Below are 16,508 nucleotides of genomic sequence, written 5' to 3' on the forward strand. Positions count from 1 at the left end.
GGATAGAAAATGAGTAGCGTAGAAATTCTTGTTCCCGATCTTCCTGAATCCGTCGCTGACGCAGCGGTTGCCACATGGCATAAAAAACCAGGTGACAGTGTTCAGCGTGATGAAGTTCTGGTTGAAATCGAGACAGATAAAGTTGTTTTAGAAGTTCCTGCAAGTGAAGCGGGTGTTTTAGAAGCGATCATTGAAGAAGAAGGCGCAACTGTTTTATCTAAACAGCTATTGGGCCGTATTCGTTTAGGTGATAGTACTGGTATTCCTGCTGAAGTGAAAGAAGCGGCACCAGCACCAGCAGCTCGCCAAACTGCAAGTTTAGAAGAAGAAAGCAATGATGCTCTGAGCCCAGCAATTCGTCGTCTGGTAGCAGAGCACGGTCTGAACCCAGCAGATATTAAAGGTACGGGTGTTGGTGGACGTCTGACTCGTGAAGATGTTGACAAACACTTAGCCGCTAAACCAGCTGCGGCAGCCGCACAAGCGCCAGCTGCGCCACAAGCTCCGTTAGCTCACCGCAGTGAAAAACGTGTTCCAATGACACGCCTGCGTAAACGTATCGCGGAACGCCTGCTGGAAGCTAAAAATAGCACCGCAATGTTAACTACATTTAATGAAGTTAACATGCAGCCAATCAAAGATTTACGTGCTCAATATGGTGATGCATTCGAAAAACGTCACGGTGTACGTTTAGGCTTTATGTCTTTCTACATCAAAGCCGCAGTTGAAGCACTGAAACGCTACCCAGAAGTTAACGCTTCTATTGATGGCACTGACGTGGTTTACCATAACTATTTCGATATCAGTATTGCCGTTTCAACACCGCGTGGTCTGGTAACGCCAGTTCTGCGTGATGTTGATGCTATGAGCATGGCTGACATTGAGAAAAATATTAAAGAGCTGGCTGTCAAAGGTCGCGACGGTAAATTAACCGTTGAAGATTTAAGTGGCGGTAACTTCACTATCACGAATGGTGGTGTGTTCGGTTCTCTGATGTCTACTCCAATCATTAACCCACCACAAAGCGCAATCTTAGGCATGCATGCCATCAAAGACCGCCCAATGGCTGTTAACGGTAAAGTAGAAATTCTTCCAATGATGTATTTAGCGCTTTCTTATGATCACCGCCTAATCGATGGTCGTGAATCAGTAAGTTTCTTAGTTGCTATTAAAGATATGTTGGAAGATCCAACTCGTTTACTGTTAGACGTATAGAAACATAACAGGGCAGGGTACAACCTGCCCGGTCTGAGGTAACCGATGCAGCCAGTTTTCTGGCTGCTAAATCTGTAACAATTGCAAGGGGCGATACACGCTCCTCCAGACTCAATTATGGATAGAACATCATGAATTTACACGAGTATCAGGCAAAACAGCTTTTTACACGCTATGGCTTACCCGCTCCAACTGGCTATGCCTGTTCATCAGTAGAAGAAGCAGTAGCTGCAGCGAAAAAAATCGGTAATGGTCCATGGGTTATCAAATGCCAAGTTCACGCAGGTGGACGTGGTAAAGCTGGTGGCGTAAAAGTTACAAAAGATATCAATGACATCAGCGAGTTTGCTGAAAAATGGTTAGGTAAAAATCTGGTCACCTACCAAACTGATGCAAATGGTCAGCCTGTAAACCAAATCTTAGTTGAAAGCGCAACTGACATTGCTAAAGAGCTGTACTTAGGTGCAGTTGTTGACCGTGGAACACGTCGTGTTGTGTTCATGGCATCAACTGAAGGCGGTGTTGAAATTGAAAAAGTTGCCGAAGAAACACCAGAACTGATTCATAAAGCGGCTATCGACCCACTGACAGGGCCTATGCCTTATCAAGGCCGTGAATTAGCCTTTAAATTAGGCTTAACTGGAAAGCAAGTTAGCCAATTCGCGAAAATTTTCATGGGCTTAGCAACCATGTTCTTAGAGCGCGACTTAGCTCTGATCGAAGTTAACCCATTAGTTATCAATACTGAAGGCGACTTAATTTGCTTAGATGGTAAATTAGGCGTTGATAGTAACGCACTGTATCGCCAAGCTGAAATGCGTGAAATGCACGATCCATCTCAAGAAGATGCACGTGAAGCTCAAGCGGCTCAATGGGAACTAAACTACGTAGCGCTGGATGGTAACATCGGTTGTATGGTTAACGGCGCGGGTCTTGCAATGGGTACGATGGATATCGTTAAATTGCACGGTGGTTCCCCAGCTAACTTCCTTGATGTTGGTGGCGGTGCAACTAAAGAACGCGTAACTGAAGCATTTAAAATTATCCTTTCAGATAAGAGCGTTAAAGCCGTATTCGTAAACATTTTTGGTGGTATCGTTCGCTGTGACCTGATTGCAGACGGCATCATTGGTGCAGTAGAAGAAGTTGGCGTAAATGTACCAGTAGTTGTACGTTTAGAAGGTAACAATGCAGAGTTAGGTGCGAAAAAACTGGCAGATAGCGGTTTAAATATTATCGCAGCAAACAGCCTGACTGATGCAGCTAAGAAAGCAGTAGCAGCGGCGGAGGCTAAATAATGTCTATTTTAATCGATAAAAACACCAAAGTAATTTGCCAAGGTTTTACTGGCGGTCAAGGTACTTTCCACTCCGAACAAGCTATTGCTTACGGTACAAAAATGGTTGGCGGTGTAACGCCAGGTAAAGGTGGCACAACTCACCTAGGCCTACCCGTATTTAATACTGTGCGTGAAGCGGTAGAAGCAACAGGCGCAACAGCTTCTGTTATCTATGTTCCAGCACCATTCTGTAAAGATTCTATCCTTGAAGCCATTGATGCTGGTATCAAGTTGATTATCACTATTACTGAAGGTATCCCAACACTGGATATGCTGACTGTTAAAGTGAAATTAGACGAAGCTGGCGTTCGTATGATTGGACCAAACTGCCCAGGTGTAATCACCCCAGGACAGTGCAAAATTGGTATCCAACCGGGTCATATCCATATGCCAGGTAAAGTCGGTATCGTTTCACGTTCAGGTACGTTGACTTATGAAGCGGTTAAACAGACGACTGATGCTGGTTTAGGTCAATCAACCTGTGTTGGTATCGGTGGTGACCCAATCCCAGGCTCAAACTTTATCGATATCCTGAAATTGTTCCAAGAAGACCCACAAACTGAAGCAATTGTTATGATCGGTGAAATTGGTGGTAATGCTGAAGAAGATGCCGCTGCGTATATTAAAGAGCACGTCACTAAACCTGTCGTAGGCTATATTGCTGGTGTTACTGCACCTAAAGGTAAGCGTATGGGTCATGCTGGTGCAATTATCGCGGGTGGTAAAGGTACAGCAGATGAAAAATTTGCTGCTTTAGAAGCCGCAGGTGTTAAAACTGTTCGTAGCCTTGCTGATATCGGCGATGCAGTAAAATCACTGTTAAATAAATAAGCGAAACATGAGCTAATTGCTCAGGTAACGTAAGAGACAGAACCCGTGCTTGCAGAATGAAGCACGGGTTTTTTGTATTTATATATTAGGAATTTAATTCTGCAAATAGGGTTCTTTAAACTATATCAGCCAAGAATAAACCAGTCTAAAAAGTGATATTTAGAGAGTTTTTTATTTGCTTGCAAATAGCACATTACGCATATTAGTCAAATTTTGCAGTAGATCAATTTTTATATTTATAGTGATATTTGATTAACTGAATATAGGGGATTAACTACGATTATTCTCTTTATTTATAAATTAAGTAATAACTTAAAAATAAGCTGCTATTATAAAATAGACATTCTTTTTTAGAGGTATTAAAGAAGACGTTATAAGTTTGTTTTAATCTTATTAAAAAAGTAAAAAGTTATATATCAATGATAATAACAGGCGGTTAACAACTAACTAACTATTATTTGATTCGAGACGAATGAAATTAACAAGCTGGAAAAAATTGACTTAGATCAATCTATTACCACTGGCTTTATTTGTTTAAATTGCTTAAATTGGTGCTCGATCAAATACCTATTTTTCTATTAAAGGGTATAATTATTGATATAACTTCAGAATTCAAATCTGAATCACGTAAAAGAAGTTTATTGTATGTGAAGATAGGCGTACTATTATTATGGTAGGTTTTTTCCTTTACTTTTGTTAATTATTTGTTGTTTTGAGGCATTTTTTGCTGGTAGTTAAGAGGCTTTCCCGTTTAATACTGGAAGCTGGGTTGCCGCAAGTCGGTGTCTTCCTGCTAGGAGCAAGGAGTCAAGATGTTTGATATTGTCGAACTGTCACGATTACAGTTTGCCTTAACCGCGATGTACCACTTCCTATTCGTACCATTAACGCTAGGTATGGCGTTTTTGCTTGCGATCATGGAGACGGTATATGTGCTGTCCGGTAAACAAATTTATAAAGATATGACTAAGTTCTGGGGTAAGTTATTTGGTATTAACTTTGCCCTAGGTGTTGCGACTGGTCTGACTATGGAGTTCCAATTTGGTACTAACTGGTCATACTACGCCCACTATGTTGGAGATATCTTCGGTGCGCCTCTGGCAATCGAAGGATTGATGGCATTCTTCTTAGAATCTACCTTTGTTGGTTTATTCTTCTTTGGTTGGGATCGTTTAAGCAAAACTCAGCACCTTGCGGTGACTTGGTTAGTTGCTTTAGGTTCTAACTTCTCAGCACTGTGGATTCTGGTAGCGAACGGTTGGATGCAAAACCCAATCGCTGCAGACTTTAACTACGAAACAATGCGAATGGAAATGCTTAGCTTCTCCGAGCTAGTTCTTAACCCAGTCGCACAAGTTAAATTCGTACATACTGTTGCAGCAGGCTACTGTACTGGTGCTATGTTCATTCTGGGTATCAGCTCTTACTACCTACTTAAAGGTCGTGATGTTGCGTTTGCTAAACGTTCTTTTGCAATTGCTGCAAGCTTTGGTATGGCGGCGGTCTTATCTGTTATCGTTCTTGGTGATGAATCAGGTTACGAAATGGGTGACGTGCAGAAAACAAAGCTGGCCGCTGTTGAGGCAGAGTGGGAAACACATGCTCCTCCAGCTGCATTTAACCTAATCGCGTTCCCAAGCAATGAAAAAGAAGAGAATACATTCTCTATCTCAATTCCTTGGGCAATGGGTATCATTGCAACTCGCTCTATTGATACGCCAGTATTAGGTCTGAAAGATCTGATGAAGCAACACGAAGTTCGTATCCGTAACGGTATGGTTTCTTATGGTCAGCTACAACAATTATTAGCTGGTGATAAGAGTCCTGAACTGCGCGCTGCATTTGAAGCAAGCAAAAAAGACCTCGGTTATGGTCTTCTGTTAAAACAATATGCTCCAAACGTTGTTGATGCGACTGAAGAACAAATCCAAAAAGCTGTTAAAGACAGTATTCCAAACGTAGCGCCACTGTTCTGGGCATTCCGTATCATGGTTGCAGTTGGTTTCGCATTACTGTTAATCGTTGGTTGGGCATTCCTGTCAGTTATTCGTAACCGTATTGGTAAAAGCAAATTACTGTTACGCCTTGCGTTGTTCGGTATTCCATTACCTTGGATTGCAATTGAGTCAGGTTGGTTTGTGGCAGAGTACGGTCGTCAACCGTGGGCAATTGGTGAAGTGTTACCGGTTTCGGTTGCACACTCTAATTTAACACCTCAAGATCTGATCTTCTCTCTGGTACTGATCTGTGGTCTGTATACACTGTTCTTGATTGCTGAAATGTTCTTAATGTTCAAATTCGCTCGTAAAGGGCCTAGTAGCCTGAAAACCGGTCGTTATCATTTTGAACAAAAAAATAGTTCAGCACACGACGTTCAGTAAACAGGAGTCCACTTATGTTTGATTATGAAGTTCTTCGATTTGTGTGGTGGATCCTTATCGGCGTGCTGCTGATTGGGTTTGCTGTCACGGATGGTTTTGACATGGGCGTTGGCTTCTTATTACCTATCTTAGGTAAAACAGATACTGAACGCCGCGTTATGATTAATGCTGTTGCACCTCATTGGGATGGTAACCAAGTTTGGTTAATCACCGCGGGTGGTGCAATGTTTGCTGCATGGCCACAAGTTTATGCTGCTTCATTCTCTGGCTTCTATGTTGCTATGATTTTGGTATTAGCTGCATTGTTCTTCCGTCCGGTTGGTTTCGACTACCGTTCAAAACTGGAGAACCCAAAATGGCGTAGCATGTGGGACTGGGGTCTGTTTATTGGTGGTTTCGTTCCGCCATTAGTTATCGGTGTTGCATTTGGTAACCTGTTATTGGGTGTTCCACTGCAAATTGATAACCAGCAGTATCTGACTTATACAGGTAATCTGTTTGGTCTGTTAAACCCATATGGCTTGTTAGCTGGTGTTGTTGGTTTAATGATGATTGTTACCCAAGGTGCAACTTATCTGCAAATGCGTACGACAGGTGAACTTCACCTACGTACCCGTAAAGCCACGTATATTTGTGCGCTGATTACGTTAGTTGCTTTTGCGGGTGCTGGTGTATGGTTAGTTATGGGTATCGATGGTTATGTTGTGACTTCAGCAATAGACCCATATGCTCCATCTAACCCACTGAACAAAACTGTAGAAGTCGCTTCTGGTGCATGGTTAACTAACTTTAATACGTATCCAATCCTGTGGGCTTTACCTGCTCTAGGTGTTGGGTTACCGCTGTTAACGATGATTGCAACTAAAGCAGACAAAAATGGTTGGGCGTTCTTATTTTCATCATTGACTATCGCATGTATTATTTTGACATGTGGTGTTGCAATGTTCCCGTTCATCATGCCATCAAGCATCATGCCAAATGCAAGCTTGACCATGTGGGATGCGACATCTAGCTTGTTCACTCTGCAAGTCATGACTGTTGTTGCGATCATTTTTGTCCCACTCATTCTGTGCTACACCGCTTGGTGTTACTACAAAATGTTTGGTCGTTTGGACAAAAACTTTATCGAAAGCAACAAGCATTCACTGTATTAAGGAGCATAACATATGTGGTATTTCGCCTGGATCCTCGGCACTCTGTTAGCTTGTAGTTTTGCAGTGATTGCAGCATTAGCTCTTGAGCACTCAGAAAGTGCAAAAGAAGCTAAAACAGCTAAAGATGGTGAGTAAATAATATGCTGATGGATAAAACCTATCAGCTATTAGGAAAGGGCCCTATTAGGGCCCTTATCCTTGTATTAGCTTTAGTTACAGCTGGTACTGTTATGTGGGATCCATCCCTATTTGCAGCCAATACTAGCTCATTTCCTATCTGGCTAGGTTTCCTAATGATATGGGCAACTTGCAGCGCGATTATTTTTGGGGTGGGTTTCCTGCCTAATAAAATCATCTGGCGAGTGTTGTTCCATCCATTGCCTGCCATCATCATTCTTATCTGGGGACTAATTAAAGTCTTCAGTTAATCTAAATTCAGATTGTGGGTCATGAGATCCACAATTATTTTTGATATCTTTACCTGCAAAGTGATTCCAAAGCGTCACGGTCTTGCGTATAGTGGCACCGTTAATTAATTTAACCTAAGACGGAGTGATTTTTATGTTATTTCGCTGGCCTGTTCGCGTGTATTATGAAGACACTGATGCGGGCGGAGTTGTATATCATGCACGTTATCTGGCTTTTTTTGAGCGCGCAAGAACGGAAATGTTGCGAAATAAAGGTATCAATCAACAAAGTTTACTCGCAGAGAACCTAGGATTTGTTGTCAGAAATATGACAATCGACTTTATTAAGGGTGCTCGGTTAGATGACCTGCTGGAAGTTGAAACGGAAATCGTTGAAATAAAACGAGCTTCTTTAAAATTTCAGCAAAGGTTAGTTGATTCGCAAGGTAACTTGCTTTGTGGGGCGACCGCCCTAATTGCTTGTGTGGACATTTCTAAAATGAAGCCAAAAGCGCTTCCTGAGTCTATTGTCGCGGAGTTTAAACAGTGACTGACATGAATATCTTGGATTTATTCCTAAAAGCGAGCCTATTGGTTCAGATCATTATGTTCGTTTTGCTTGGATTTTCTATTGCATCGTGGGCCATCATTATTCAAAGAACCAAAATTTTAAACGCGGCAACCCGTGAGGCTGAAGCGTTCGAAGATAAATTTTGGTCAGGTATTGAACTGTCTCGTTTGTATAAAGAGAGTCAGGCACGCCGTGATGCACTAGGTGGCACAGAGCAAATTTTTTACTCTGGCTTCAAAGAATTTGTACGTTTACACCAAGCGAATATCCATGCACCGGATGCCGTCATTACTGGCGCAGCACGTGCAATGCGTATTTCCATGAACCGTGAATTGGAATCTGTAGAGTCACATATCCCATTTTTAGGTACAGTAGGGTCGATTAGCCCTTATATTGGTCTATTTGGTACCGTTTGGGGAATTATGCATGCATTTATCGCATTGGGTGCGGTAAAGCAAGCAACGTTACAAATGGTTGCACCGGGTATTGCGGAAGCGCTGATTGCAACTGCAATTGGTTTATTTGCGGCAATCCCTGCTGTTATGGCATTCAACCGCTTAAACTTACGCGTGAATAAACTTGAACAAAGCTACGATAACTTTATGGAAGAATTCCTAGCTATCCTGCATCGTCAAGCATTCTCTGCAGATAAGAAATAAGACGGGGAGAAAAGCGAATGGCGCGCAATAGTCGCAAACGTGAGCTGAAATCCGAAATCAACATAGTCCCATTACTGGACGTATTGTTGGTGCTTTTGCTGATCTTTATGGCAACAGCACCTATTATTTCTCAGAGTGTGGAAGTTGAATTGCCGGATGCTACAGATACTCAAACCGTATCATCAAGTGATAACCCCCCTGTGATTTTAGAAGTGGCAGGGGTTGATCAATATAATATGTTGATCGATGGTGAGCGTTTAGAGTTACTGCCACCAGAACAAATTTCAGCAGAGGCAAAAGCACAATTAGAGAAAAATCCTAAAACGGTTTTCTTAATTGGCGGAGCTAAAGAAGTTCCTTATGATGAAGTGATTAAGGCGCTGAATCTGTTACATGGGGCAGGGATCAAATCTGTTGGTTTGATGACTCAACCTATTTAATTTGTCCAGCCACTGTTCTTGTGGCTTGGATGTAGTTTGAAAAGAAACGATTCTTTTTTTGGAAACCAGAGTGGGAAAGACAAAAGAGAAACAGGATAACTTAAAGCGTTCATTAATGGTGTCGATTGGATTGCACATCTTATTGGTTGCTTTAATCGTTATAGGCTCTTTAGTGACAGTCGTTCAACTTGGCGGCGGTGGAGAAGAGGGAACGGTCATTGATGCAGTCATGGTCGATCCTGGTGCTGTTGTTGAGCAATATAATCAATCTCAACAGCAGCAAAAAAGTTCCCAACAAGCAGCTAAAGAACGCAAAGAACAACAACAGAAACAAGATGCTGAGCTGAGAGAAAAACAGGAGCAGGAACAAAAGCGTCTGCAAAAACTTGAAGAAGAACAAATTCAAACTCAGCGCGAAACTGAACAGCAGCAAAAACAAGCTGAAGAACAGAAAAAGCAAGCTCAAGAAGCAGCCAAAAAAGCGAAGGAAGAGCAAAAATTAGCTGAGGATGCCGCCGCGCAAGCCAAAGCTGAGAAAGAAAAGCTAATTAAAGAGCAGGCTATAGCGAAAGAGAAAGCGGAAGCGCAAGCTAAAAAAGAAGCCGAGGCTGCTAAAGCTAAAGCCGAAAAAGAAGCGAAAGAAAAAGCCGAATCTGATGCTAAATCTAAGGCTGAAAAAGAAGCTAAAGCAAAAGCTGAAGCTGATGCTAAGGCTAAAGCTGAGAAAGAAGCGAAAGCTAAGGCTGATAAAGAAGCCAAAGATAAAGAAGCTAAAGCTAAGGCCGCTAAAGCCAAAGCTGAAGCCGCAAAAAATGCATCATCCGTTGATGATTTGCTGGGTGATTTAACTGCATCAGGTCCAAGTAAGCAAGGCGGACAGACTGCTGCTGGCAGCGGAGGCGGTAAAAAATCAGGCGCATCTAATGCAGATGTTGATAGCTATGCAGGTAAAATAAAAGCAGCGATCCAAAGTAAATTCTATGACTCAGCGACGTATCGTGGACGGACTTGTGAGCTGCAATTAAAACTGGCACCAGATGGATTATTGGTCAGTATTACACCGAAAAATGGTCCAGCAAATGATCCCGCGCTATGTGAAGCGGCAATAAGAGCGGCAAAACTCGCAACTATGCCAAAACCACCTAGCAGAGAGGTCTATGAAACGTTTAATAAATCAGGCAGCACATTAGTATTTAAGCCTTAATTTTCAATAAGTCAGAGTAGTCTATATTGTAAATTTTTTGGCGATGTAATAAATAGTTTGTGTGCTATCTAGTTTTGTTAGTATACCTTTGTTAAAATTCAGCGAATTATTGCGGTGGTGAATATCGCAGTAAGGGAGATTAGGATGAAGCAGGCGTTTAAAATAGTTTTCGGGTTCCTGATGCTATGGGCTACTGTTGCTCAGGCAGAAATCCGTATTGAGATAACTGAAGGCGTTAACTCAGCTCAACCAATCGGTGTGGTTCCATTTAAGTGGGCGGGTGCAGGTGCGCCACCACAAGAAGTTGGACAGATTGTCGGCGCTGATTTACGTAATAGCGGTAAGTTTAACCCTATTGAGCCAAGCCGTATGCCTCAGCAACCGGGAACGGCTTCAGAAGTCATTCCTGATGCTTGGACTGCGTTGGGCATTAATGCTGTTGTCGTTGGTCAAGTTCAGCCAGCCGCAGATGGTAGCTTCGTAGTCAGTTATCAACTAGTTGATGTTGCTGCTAATCCAGGTGCAGTGTTAGCTCAGAACCAATTTAAAGTCACTAAAGATTGGTTACGCTATGCAGCTCATACTGCAAGTGATGAAGTTTTTGAGAAATTGACCGGTATTCGTGGAGCATTCCGTACGCGTATTGCGTATGTAGTGAAAACTAACGGCGGTCAATATCCGTTTGAATTACGCGTTTCAGATTATGACGGGTTTAACCAATTTACGGTTCACCGTTCACCTGAACCACTGATGTCACCAGCATGGTCACCAGATGGTCAAAAAATCGCGTATGTAACATTTGAAAGTGGTAGCTCTGCGTTAGTTATCCAGACGCTATCAAGTGGTGCAGTTCGTCAGGTTGCAAAATTCCCACGTCATAATGGGGCGCCTGCGTTCTCACCAGATGGTACTAAATTAGCATTTGCACTGTCTAAGACAGGTAGCCTGAATTTATATGTGATGGACTTAGCAAGTGGGCAAATTCGTCAAGTTACAGATGGTCGTAGTAACAATACTGAACCAAGCTGGATGCCGGATAGCCAAACTTTAGTCTATACTTCGGACCAAGCAGGACGTCCGCAAGTTTATAAAATGAATATTAATGGTGGTAGTCCAGTAAGAGTCTCCTATGAAGGAACTCAAAATCAGGATGCTGATGTAAGCCCGGATGGAACTTTCTTAGTGATGGTCAGCTCCGGGGGCGGTCAACAGCATATCGCCAAACAGGATCTGGCAACGGGTAACGTTGAATATTTAACGACAACGTTTCTAGATGAAACGCCGAGTATCGCACCTAACGGCACTATGGTAATTTATAGCTCCTCTCAAGGCTTGGGGACTATATTGCAGCTAGTTTCGACCGACGGGCGTTTCAAAGCGCGTCTTCCGGCAACCGATGGACAGGTAAAATTTCCTGCCTGGTCGCCGTATCTGTGATGCATAATAATAATGTGTGGCAAAAATATTAAGGATCAAAACGATGCAACTGAACAAAGTGCTTAAAGGGCTGATGATCGCATTACCAATCATGGCAGTCGCAGCTTGTAGCTCTAACAAAAACAATGACCAAAATGGTGCTGATTCTGCTGTGGATCAAACTAATACTGGTCTGTCTGCGGAAGAGCTGGCACGTCAGCAAATGGAACAACTGCAACAGAACAACACTGTTTACTTTGGTTTCGATAAATACAACGTATCTCCAGAGTACGCTGAAATGTTAGATGCACACGCAGCATTCCTGCGTAGCAACCCATCTGTACGTGTTGTTGTTGAAGGTCATGCGGATGAGCGTGGTACTCCAGAATACAACATCGCACTGGGCGAGCGTCGTGCTAACGCAGTTAAAATGTATCTGCAAAGCAAAGGTGTTTCAGGCGACCAAGTTTCACTGGTTTCTTACGGTAAAGAAAAACCAGCTGTGTTAGGTCACACTGAAGCAGACTACGCGAAAAACCGTCGTGCAGTCATTGCATACTAATAGATAAGAGAAATTATCTATTATGAACAGTAACTTCAGACAATTACTAGTCGGTCTGTCGTTATTGGTTGGCGTAGCGGCCCCTTGGGCCGCTATTGCCCAAGCGCCAATCAACAATGTCGGATCTGGTTCCTCTGCAGATCGCCTCACCCAACTTGAGACAGCCGTTAGCTCTCAAGGTCAAATTATTTATCAAATCCAGCAGCAATTAGCCGATAACCAGCGTGACATCGATATGTTACGTGGACAAATTCAAGAAAGTGAATATAAATTGAATCAGGTTGTTGAGCGCCAAAAAGATTTGTATATGCAATTGGACAAAGCGGGGGGCGGTGATTCAGCAACTCCTTCTGATGCAACAGATTCAAGTGCATCAAGTCCCGCGTCATCGACTTCAGATACCACCGCAGCGGCTCCAAGCTCCGGTGGTAATGAAAAAGATGATTATAATGCCGCAGTTCAGTTAGCCATGAACAGCAAATCAAAAGCACAAATTGATGAGGCTATTGGGGCATTGCAGGGGTTTATCAAAACGTATCCGAAGTCTGGATACCAATCCAATGCTAACTATTGGTTGGGGCAGTTAAACTACAATAAAGGCAGCAAAGATGATGCAGCATTTTACTTTGCAACCGTAGTTAAGCAGTATCCAAAGTCTCAAAAAAGCAGTGAGGCCTTATATAAAGTGGGTCTTATCATGCAAGATAAGGGACAGAAAGATAAAGCAAAAGCTGTTTACCAGCAGGTATTGAAACAATACCCCAATAGTGCAGGTTCAAAACTTGCAGAGAAGAAGTTGAGTGCCCTTTAATTATTAACCCCGAAGCAACATAACCAAACATTTCGGGGTTATCCGTATGATTAGTGCGCACTTAATTCATTTTTTCAAAAAAAGCGTTGCACCCCAGTCAGAAATCAGTAATATAAGCCGCCGTTGATACGAGAAACAGCAGGTTGAGAAATCTGAGTGGTATCAATGAGATTTAAATTTTAGATGGGTCGTTAGCTCAGTTGGTAGAGCAGTTGACTTTTAATCAATTGGTCGCAGGTTCGAATCCTGCACGACCCACCATCTAAAAGTAGTAAACAATTCAAGCAGTACAGATGGGTCATTAGCTCAGTTGGTAGAATTGTTAACTGTTAATAAGATGGTTGCAGGTTCAACCCGAAGGGTAAAGAACCAAAAAGTAAAGTTTTAAGATGGGTCGTTAGCTCAGTTGGTAGAGCAGTTGACTTTTAATCAATTGGTCGCAGGTTCGAATCCTGCACGACCCACCATCTAAAGTAGTAAACAATTTAAGTAATCTAGATGGGTCGTTAGCTCAGTTGGTAGAGCAGTTGACTTTTAATCAATTGGTCGCAGGTTCGAATCCTGCACGACCCACCATCTCAAAGAAACTCCCCAAGAATAAACAACTCTACCATTTACATATTGCACGTTGAGTGTAGGTGAGAAGCTGCGTTCAGGTTCGAGCCGAGCGAAGCGAGACAGCGTTGCGCTTGTCGCAACGACCCGAAGGGCGAGGGCAAAGCCCGAGTAATCCTGCACGACCCACCATCTAAAGTAAAACTCCAATAATTGAGCCATACCTCGACAAGATGGTTGCAGGTTCGACACGAAGTGTAAGTCCGAAGGACTTAAATCCTGCACGACCCACCATCTCAAAGAAACTCCCCAAGAATAAACAACTCTACCATTTACATATTGCACGTTGAGTGTAGGTGAGAAGCTGCGTTCAGGTTCGAGCCGAGCGAAGCGAGACAGCGTTGCGCTTGTCGCAACGACCCGAAGGGCGAGGGCAAAGCCCGAGTAATCCTGCACGACCCACCATCTAAAGTAAAACTCCAATAATTGAGCCATACCTCGACAAGATGGTTGCAGGTTCGACACGAAGTGTAAGTCCGAAGGACTTAAATCCTGCACGACCCATCATCTCAAAAATTTCTTCACATAAAATTCCATTAGTCTCCTCCTGCACATCCACGGTTTCGAACTCAGTCAAAGAACAATGAACACCAATAACCACTTTCAATTCTAAAAAAACAAAAACCAGCATTCCCTTGCTAGTTCTGCATTATTTATTTCATCTTTTCGGCTATTAGCCCGTTATCCTTTAATATCCCGATAACAATGTCCTGCATTTTTAAGCCCACAGATTGCTTCTCTTGATAGTTGAATAGACTCATAGACTCAGCACTAACCTTGAGAAAGCTTGCCATCAAGCAATGCAAGGATAAAGCGGCCTTATGTGCAGTTCCACAGTCAAAAATTATTTCTGTTGCTTTGATAAAGCTCTCCGGCATCCATTGTTGGTAGTGCTTGCCGTTGTACCAAACATCTTTAAATTCATTGGAATGTGATGCATTCAACTCAAGCAAACTGAGAAAAAATCGTTTCATATCCGTGCTTCTTGACCAAGCACTCCATAATTCATTTCGGGTCAGTGCGATAGCCACCTGATGGGCTTCAAACCAAAAATCAGTGACTAGCTCATCAAATTGACTTTGGCTTAATAATGGAGGTTGTAGAACACGGATATTGGCGGCTTCAGGTAGCTGGTCAGTTAACCCTGTTTTATCCAACAAAACAGTAAAGCCTCGGGTATAAATCGTATCTAATCCTTGTTGCATTTTTTTGAGCCTTATAGGCTCTGCAAACGTAAAATCAACTTTACGCCCTTCCTCGTAGATGACTAAACACGTGGGAAATTCTGGTTCATTTTCTCCACCATTTTGCAAATGCAAGGCAATAAGCGGATTGGCAATTAGGCTAACCCAATTTTTGTCGTTAAAAAGATCGGTTACACCATGGCCGATAAGTTCGATATCAATGTCTGAATAAGCATCAATATCCTTTTCTCTCCCACGAGAGCCAGTCAGTACAACTGCTTCGATTCTCGGTTCGAGTAATGAAATAGATATTATTTTATTTAATAAAGTTGCAGGTGATTCCATAACTAACCTATTGAAATTAACAGGAGTGGCTAAGATACCGATAAATGGGTAGAAAAGCGAAAGACAAATCAGAAAAACTGTCGATGAAATTTAAGGTAGAGGATATATGGGATTTTGATCGAGAAAAGGTTGGAGACTTCTTAGGCTAACTGGAGTATCGTGTTTAGTATATAAAACAAAAATATGACGATTTAGGGGTTTTATGAAAAATTTCAGCTATAAAACCACTTTCTGCTAAACAGAGGCAATCAATGAGCGTGTTTATCGATTTTGACCAGGCCGTTTATCCGTTTCCACCAAAACCAGCGTCCTTAGATGCAGATCAAAAGGCATTTTATCGTGAGCGAATCAAAGCGTTACTTGTTGAAAAAAATGCAGTCATTGTCGCGCACTATTATACCGATCCTGAAATTCAAGCCTTAGCGGAAGAAACCGGGGGATGTGTCGCTGATTCGTTAGAAATGGCTCGATTTGGTGCTCGTCATCACGCCTCAACCTTATTAGTTGCTGGGGTGAGATTTATGGGGGAAACAGCCAAAATCCTCAGCCCAGAAAAAAATGTCTTAATGCCAACGTTGGATGCTCAATGTTCATTAGATATTGGTTGCCCAGACGAAGAATTTGCTCGTTTTTGTGATGCTCATCCTGACCGTACCGTGGTGGTCTATGCCAATACGTCTGCGGCCGTTAAAGCTCGAGCCGATTGGGTCGTTACATCCAGTATTGCGGTTGAGCTGATTGAGCACCTTGATAGCCTAGGTGAGAAAATTATTTGGGCTCCCGATAAGCATTTAGGTCGTTATGTTCAGCAACAAACTGGGGCGGATATTCTGTGTTGGCAGGGGGCTTGCATTGTTCACGACGAATTCAAAACTCAGTCATTAGAAAAAATGAAAGCCATGTACCCTGACGCGGCGGTATTGGTTCATCCAGAATCTCCGCAGGCGATAGTGGATTTAGCGGATGCCGTCGGCTCAACCAGTCAACTGATTAAAGCCGCACAAAATTTACCGAATCAATCAATGATTGTTGCAACAGATAAAGGGATTTTTTATAAGATGCAGCAAGCCTGCCCTGATAAGGCTCTCTATATCGCACCAACGGCGGGAGAAGGCGCAACGTGCAGGACATGTGCTCATTGCCCTTGGATGGCAATGAATGGCTTACAAGCGATTGCAGCGGCTCTAGAAGGGGATGATGTCACGCACCAAATTCATGTCAGTGAGCAGTTACGTGAAAAAGCCATGCAGCCATTGAATAAAATGCTAAAGTTTGCTGAAAGTCTAAAATAACAGTTGTGATTTGACGGTTTAATTTAAATTCAGAATCGTCTGTGATATTGATGAGCAATGCTATTTTAACCATTAATGATAA

Annotated in this window: 16 protein-coding genes, 3 tRNA genes and 2 other RNA genes; 20 read left to right on the forward strand and 1 reads right to left on the reverse strand. The window is 42.6% G+C overall.

All coding sequences use genetic code 11. The annotated features are described in order from the left end of the window. Nucleotides 1–9 precede the first annotated feature (9 nt). The 19 genes from odhB to EL244_RS05205 all read left to right on the forward strand — a co-directional run bounded on the left by odhB (nt 10) and on the right by EL244_RS05205 (nt 14,010). The gene (gene odhB / locus EL244_RS05115; RefSeq protein ID WP_112836372.1) at nt 10–1,215 is read left to right on the forward strand and encodes a 2-oxoglutarate dehydrogenase complex dihydrolipoyllysine-residue succinyltransferase; all 1,206 of its coding nucleotides are present in this window, start codon (nt 10–12) and stop codon (nt 1,213–1,215) included. A gap of 131 nt (nt 1,216–1,346) precedes the next feature. Further along, on the forward strand, nt 1,347–2,513 hold the full coding sequence (gene sucC / locus EL244_RS05120; RefSeq protein ID WP_006812768.1) for an ADP-forming succinate--CoA ligase subunit beta: 1,167 nt from the start codon (nt 1,347–1,349) through the stop codon (nt 2,511–2,513). After that, nucleotides 2,513–3,385: a succinate--CoA ligase subunit alpha gene (gene sucD / locus EL244_RS05125; protein ID WP_006812767.1), complete on the forward strand. Its 873-nt coding sequence runs from the start codon at nt 2,513–2,515 to the stop codon at nt 3,383–3,385. Before sucC ends, sucD begins: the two co-directional genes overlap by 1 nt. An 812-nt stretch (nt 3,386–4,197) precedes the next feature. Next, the gene (gene cydA / locus EL244_RS05130) at nt 4,198–5,766 is read left to right on the forward strand and encodes a cytochrome ubiquinol oxidase subunit I (RefSeq protein WP_006812766.1); all 1,569 of its coding nucleotides are present in this window, start codon (nt 4,198–4,200) and stop codon (nt 5,764–5,766) included. A gap of 14 nt (nt 5,767–5,780) precedes the next feature. After that, nucleotides 5,781–6,920: a cytochrome d ubiquinol oxidase subunit II gene (gene cydB, locus EL244_RS05135; protein ID WP_006812765.1), complete on the forward strand. Its 1,140-nt coding sequence runs from the start codon at nt 5,781–5,783 to the stop codon at nt 6,918–6,920. A 12-nt stretch (nt 6,921–6,932) separates the two neighbouring features. Next, on the forward strand, nt 6,933–7,055 hold the full coding sequence (cydX, locus tag EL244_RS05140; protein WP_006660445.1) for a cytochrome bd-I oxidase subunit CydX: 123 nt from the start codon (nt 6,933–6,935) through the stop codon (nt 7,053–7,055). Between the two features lie 5 nt (nt 7,056–7,060). Continuing rightward, complete coding sequence (gene ybgE / locus EL244_RS05145; protein ID WP_006812764.1) at nt 7,061–7,348, forward strand: cyd operon protein YbgE; 288 nt, start codon at nt 7,061–7,063, stop codon at nt 7,346–7,348. A gap of 133 nt (nt 7,349–7,481) precedes the next feature. Next, nucleotides 7,482–7,877 carry a tol-pal system-associated acyl-CoA thioesterase gene (gene ybgC, locus EL244_RS05150; protein WP_115164062.1) on the forward strand — a complete coding sequence of 132 codons (396 nt, stop codon included), beginning with the start codon at nt 7,482–7,484 and terminating at the stop codon, nt 7,875–7,877. Continuing rightward, complete coding sequence (gene tolQ, locus EL244_RS05155) at nt 7,874–8,557, forward strand: Tol-Pal system protein TolQ (protein ID WP_006812762.1); 684 nt, start codon at nt 7,874–7,876, stop codon at nt 8,555–8,557. The genes ybgC and tolQ overlap by 4 nt, the downstream gene beginning before the upstream one ends. 17 nt (nt 8,558–8,574) lie before the next feature. Further along, on the forward strand, nt 8,575–8,997 hold the full coding sequence (gene tolR, locus EL244_RS05160) for a colicin uptake protein TolR (RefSeq protein ID WP_006812761.1): 423 nt from the start codon (nt 8,575–8,577) through the stop codon (nt 8,995–8,997). A gap of 70 nt (nt 8,998–9,067) precedes the next feature. After that, a complete protein-coding gene (gene tolA / locus EL244_RS05165) occupies nt 9,068–10,201 on the forward strand; it encodes a cell envelope integrity protein TolA (RefSeq protein ID WP_126459216.1) in 1,134 nt (377 codons plus the stop codon). 144 nt (nt 10,202–10,345) lie between these two features. Continuing rightward, the gene (gene tolB, locus EL244_RS05170) at nt 10,346–11,638 is read left to right on the forward strand and encodes a Tol-Pal system beta propeller repeat protein TolB (RefSeq protein WP_112836376.1); all 1,293 of its coding nucleotides are present in this window, start codon (nt 10,346–10,348) and stop codon (nt 11,636–11,638) included. Between the two features lie 43 nt (nt 11,639–11,681). Then, nucleotides 11,682–12,179 carry a peptidoglycan-associated lipoprotein Pal gene (gene pal / locus EL244_RS05175; protein ID WP_006812758.1) on the forward strand — a complete coding sequence of 166 codons (498 nt, stop codon included), beginning with the start codon at nt 11,682–11,684 and terminating at the stop codon, nt 12,177–12,179. Nucleotides 12,180–12,201: 22 nt separating this feature from the next. Next, on the forward strand, nt 12,202–12,990 hold the full coding sequence (gene cpoB / locus EL244_RS05180; RefSeq protein ID WP_126459219.1) for a cell division protein CpoB: 789 nt from the start codon (nt 12,202–12,204) through the stop codon (nt 12,988–12,990). 185 nt (nt 12,991–13,175) lie between these two features. After that, nucleotides 13,176–13,251: transfer RNA gene (locus tag EL244_RS05185), tRNA-Lys, on the forward strand. A 130-nt stretch (nt 13,252–13,381) separates the two neighbouring features. After that, a tRNA-Lys gene (locus tag EL244_RS05190) sits at nt 13,382–13,457 on the forward strand. A gap of 33 nt (nt 13,458–13,490) precedes the next feature. After that, nucleotides 13,491–13,566, forward strand: a tRNA-Lys gene (locus EL244_RS05195). Between the two features lie 42 nt (nt 13,567–13,608). Beyond that, nucleotides 13,609–13,737, forward strand: a non-coding RNA gene (locus EL244_RS05200) — RtT sRNA. Between the two features lie 144 nt (nt 13,738–13,881). Further along, a non-coding RNA gene (locus tag EL244_RS05205) (RtT sRNA) lies at nt 13,882–14,010 on the forward strand. 248 nt (nt 14,011–14,258) lie between these two features. Here EL244_RS05205 and EL244_RS05210 read toward each other — a convergent pair. Continuing rightward, on the reverse strand, nt 14,259–15,134 hold the full coding sequence (locus EL244_RS05210) for an aminoglycoside 6-adenylyltransferase (protein WP_126459222.1): 876 nt from the start codon (nt 15,132–15,134) through the stop codon (nt 14,259–14,261). 251 nt (nt 15,135–15,385) lie between these two features. Here EL244_RS05210 and nadA point away from each other — a divergent pair, with 251 nt between their 5' ends. Beyond that, a complete protein-coding gene (gene nadA, locus EL244_RS05215; RefSeq protein ID WP_126459225.1) occupies nt 15,386–16,426 on the forward strand; it encodes a quinolinate synthase NadA in 1,041 nt (346 codons plus the stop codon). Nucleotides 16,427–16,508: the final 82 nt, after the last annotated feature.

The organism is Providencia rustigianii (assembly GCF_900637755.1).
GTDB classification, from domain to species: Bacteria; Pseudomonadota; Gammaproteobacteria; order Enterobacterales; family Enterobacteriaceae; genus Providencia; species Providencia rustigianii.

Excerpts from the sequence above, each read along its gene's own strand:
- cpoB (WP_126459219.1), top strand. The coding sequence starts at position 12,202 with ATGAACAGTAACTTCAGACAATTACTAGTCGGTCTGTCGTTATTGGTT.
- pal (WP_006812758.1), top strand. The coding sequence starts at position 11,682 with ATGCAACTGAACAAAGTGCTTAAAGGGCTGATGATCGCATTACCAATC.
- cydA (WP_006812766.1), top strand. The coding sequence starts at position 4,198 with ATGTTTGATATTGTCGAACTGTCACGATTACAGTTTGCCTTAACCGCG.
- EL244_RS05210 (WP_126459222.1), bottom strand. The coding sequence starts at position 15,134 with ATGGAATCACCTGCAACTTTATTAAATAAAATAATATCTATTTCATTA.
- nadA (WP_126459225.1), top strand. The coding sequence starts at position 15,386 with ATGAGCGTGTTTATCGATTTTGACCAGGCCGTTTATCCGTTTCCACCA.
- ybgC (WP_115164062.1), top strand. The coding sequence starts at position 7,482 with ATGTTATTTCGCTGGCCTGTTCGCGTGTATTATGAAGACACTGATGCG.
- ybgE (WP_006812764.1), top strand. The coding sequence starts at position 7,061 with ATGCTGATGGATAAAACCTATCAGCTATTAGGAAAGGGCCCTATTAGG.
- tolR (WP_006812761.1), top strand. The coding sequence starts at position 8,575 with ATGGCGCGCAATAGTCGCAAACGTGAGCTGAAATCCGAAATCAACATA.
- sucC (WP_006812768.1), top strand. The coding sequence starts at position 1,347 with ATGAATTTACACGAGTATCAGGCAAAACAGCTTTTTACACGCTATGGC.
- tolB (WP_112836376.1), top strand. The coding sequence starts at position 10,346 with ATGAAGCAGGCGTTTAAAATAGTTTTCGGGTTCCTGATGCTATGGGCT.
- sucD (WP_006812767.1), top strand. The coding sequence starts at position 2,513 with ATGTCTATTTTAATCGATAAAAACACCAAAGTAATTTGCCAAGGTTTT.
- cydX (WP_006660445.1), top strand. The coding sequence starts at position 6,933 with ATGTGGTATTTCGCCTGGATCCTCGGCACTCTGTTAGCTTGTAGTTTT.
- odhB (WP_112836372.1), top strand. The coding sequence starts at position 10 with ATGAGTAGCGTAGAAATTCTTGTTCCCGATCTTCCTGAATCCGTCGCT.
- cydB (WP_006812765.1), top strand. The coding sequence starts at position 5,781 with ATGTTTGATTATGAAGTTCTTCGATTTGTGTGGTGGATCCTTATCGGC.